Source organism: Deltaproteobacteria bacterium, assembly GCA_021159305.1.
Lineage (GTDB): Bacteria > Campylobacterota_A > Desulfurellia > JAGGSF01 > JAGGSF01 > JAGGSF01.
Genome location: JAGGSB010000047.1, coordinates 1 through 2,157, shown reverse-complemented (window position 1 = coordinate 2,157; position 2,157 = coordinate 1). Strand labels below are relative to the sequence as shown.

Here is a 2,157-nt window from a genome sequence, read left to right as displayed (position 1 = left end):
ATTCTTACATACGTCTTGGCGAGTTTAGAATATAGTGACCCGAGATAAAAATCAAGAGAGATAACTCAAGGAGGTTGAAAGAGTTTTAGTTAATGAAAAACTAAAAAAACTTGACAGAATTCCAAAATGGTTTTAAACTTGTTTAAGCTAAAAAGCCAGTTTGAAAAAGGAGGGAAAGATGGAAACTTTAGATGTAATGGTAGAGATGTGGAGTATCAGCGATCATTTTATGGCTTTTTGTCCGGAATTATGCTTCGCTACCAGGGGAGCAACGGAAGATGAAGCTAAGAAAAGCCTGGTTGAACTCTGTCAGAAGCAATATAAGAAATTCGTGGAAGACGGAAGTTTGAAGTCATACCTTGAATCAGTGGAAAGGGACATGTGGCGGCCGTCTATAAGCACAGATACTACCAAGAGTATGCTAAGTGTAGAGAAGGTTACCTTAACGGCTTAGGCTGTACTTTTTTCTCTGGCGGGCATAAGGGAAGGTAGATATCAATTGTTGTTCCTTTCCCTGGTATGCTTTTTACGTTAATGCTTCCCTTATGCATCTCTACAATGTGTTTGGTAATAGGCAATCCTAACCCTGCTTTTTCAGCTTCAGCAACTATAAAAGGTTTGAATATATCTTCCATTATCTCAGGAGGTATTCCTTCACCTGTATCTGAAATGGATATGTTTACCATCTTTTTGCCCATAAACTCTATTTTTTCTGTAGATATAGTAAGCTTGCCTCCATCATGCATAGCCCCAATGGCATTCTCTATTATGTTATCTATAGCAATGCTAATTTTCTTTTTATCCAGTAAAACCTGTGGATTTTCTTCATCAAAATGAGTAACAATTTCAATATTCTTTTCACTACATTTTGTTTTAAATACAGGAATGGTTTGCTTTAATATTGCATTTACAGAATAGACTACTAAATTCATCTCCTTCTCTGTAAGTTCAAGTACATTTTTCAATATAATATCCAACTTGCTACACTCTTCTATCGTAGCTTTAATATACTTTCCCACATCTTCCAATCCCTTTCCTTCCTTTAGCTTCTTGTGAATAATACGAGCCATCCCTCCAATAGATGTAACGGGATTTCTAATATGATGAGCAACACTTTCTGTAATATCTATGGCCAGCCTTCCTCGCTCTGCTTCTATAAGTTCTATCTCGCTTTTCTTTAACATCTTAAGGGTAGTAGATAACTTGTTGCTTTTGTCTTCTAACTCTTCATTCAATTCAGAGACCCGAACTGCATACCTCACAAAAGCATCGGCTAAAAGACCTGTTGCTATGGCGACAAAGTATATGGGAACAATACGGTAGCCTACATCTAACCAATAATAGGATACAGTTATCCCCGATGTAAATGAAACATATAAATAAAAAATACTGGCTGCCGTGGCTACGGTTAACGCACCGTAAAGTCCTAACACAACAGCAGATAGAACAGTAACTACTAAATATCCCAACGCAAAGGCGGAAGAGTACCCTCCTCCATAATACACAAAAAGACTTACAATGGCTTGATCTATAATAAATCTACATAAACAGAAAACATAATTAGTTTTTTCTCCTGCTCCAGATATAAGAAAACGAATCACATAAACCACAGCAAAATAAACAAAGATAAAAAATATAATAATAAAAAGTGTTGCTTTTTCTTCATAACTGAGGAGTTCTTTATATTTTAAAATCCATACAAGTACTGAACCGGTAGAGAGCAAAGCTACAAAGAGGATAAGGGTGTTTAGATATTCTATTTTGATTACTTTAAGCATGCTTTCTATTCTTTTCATTATTGAATAAACTCCTTAAAACTGATATAAATAAGCTTAATGTGATTTAAGTACTTTGTCAATTAAAAGGCGGTGTGAAATGAAAGAACATTTTTTAAAAGGAAAAGAGGTGCTGAAAAGGTATAATGTGGATGCTTTTTTTTCTCCGAACAAGGTAAACATACGGTATTTTACAGGATTAGATGCAGAAGGGTTTTTGCTTCTTGCTCTTGATAAGATATATCTCTTTTTACCTCCGCTATATTATATGCTCAAACAAAACTTAGAATTTGTAGAAAAAATCATCTACAAAAGTACCAAAGCTATGAAACAAAAAATTAAAGAAATAGGGGTTGAAAGAATAGCTTATGATAATGGTGAA

The 2,157-nt window shown here is 34.8% G+C and carries 3 protein-coding genes; 2 read left to right on the top strand and 1 reads right to left on the bottom strand.

Features of this window, described 5'->3' with window-relative positions:
• The first annotated feature begins 178 nt into the window (after positions 1–178).
• Positions 179–454, top strand: coding sequence for a hypothetical protein (locus J7J10_03315; protein MCD6129964.1), 276 nt, complete (start codon positions 179–181; stop codon positions 452–454).
• Here J7J10_03315 and J7J10_03310 read toward each other — a convergent pair.
• Complete coding sequence (locus J7J10_03310) at positions 438–1,796, bottom strand: hypothetical protein (GenBank protein ID MCD6129963.1); 1,359 nt, start codon at positions 1,794–1,796, stop codon at positions 438–440. The two genes, J7J10_03315 and J7J10_03310, sit on opposite strands and share 17 nt — an antisense overlap.
• A gap of 79 nt (positions 1,797–1,875) precedes the next feature.
• Here J7J10_03310 and J7J10_03305 point away from each other — a divergent pair.
• Positions 1,876–2,157 (top strand): aminopeptidase P family N-terminal domain-containing protein (locus J7J10_03305; protein ID MCD6129962.1); only part of this gene is annotated, 282 nt, incomplete at its 3' end.

Excerpts from the sequence above, each read along its gene's own strand:
- J7J10_03315 (MCD6129964.1), top strand. The coding sequence starts at position 179 with ATGGAAACTTTAGATGTAATGGTAGAGATGTGGAGTATCAGCGATCAT.
- J7J10_03310 (MCD6129963.1), bottom strand. The coding sequence starts at position 1,796 with ATGAAAAGAATAGAAAGCATGCTTAAAGTAATCAAAATAGAATATCTA.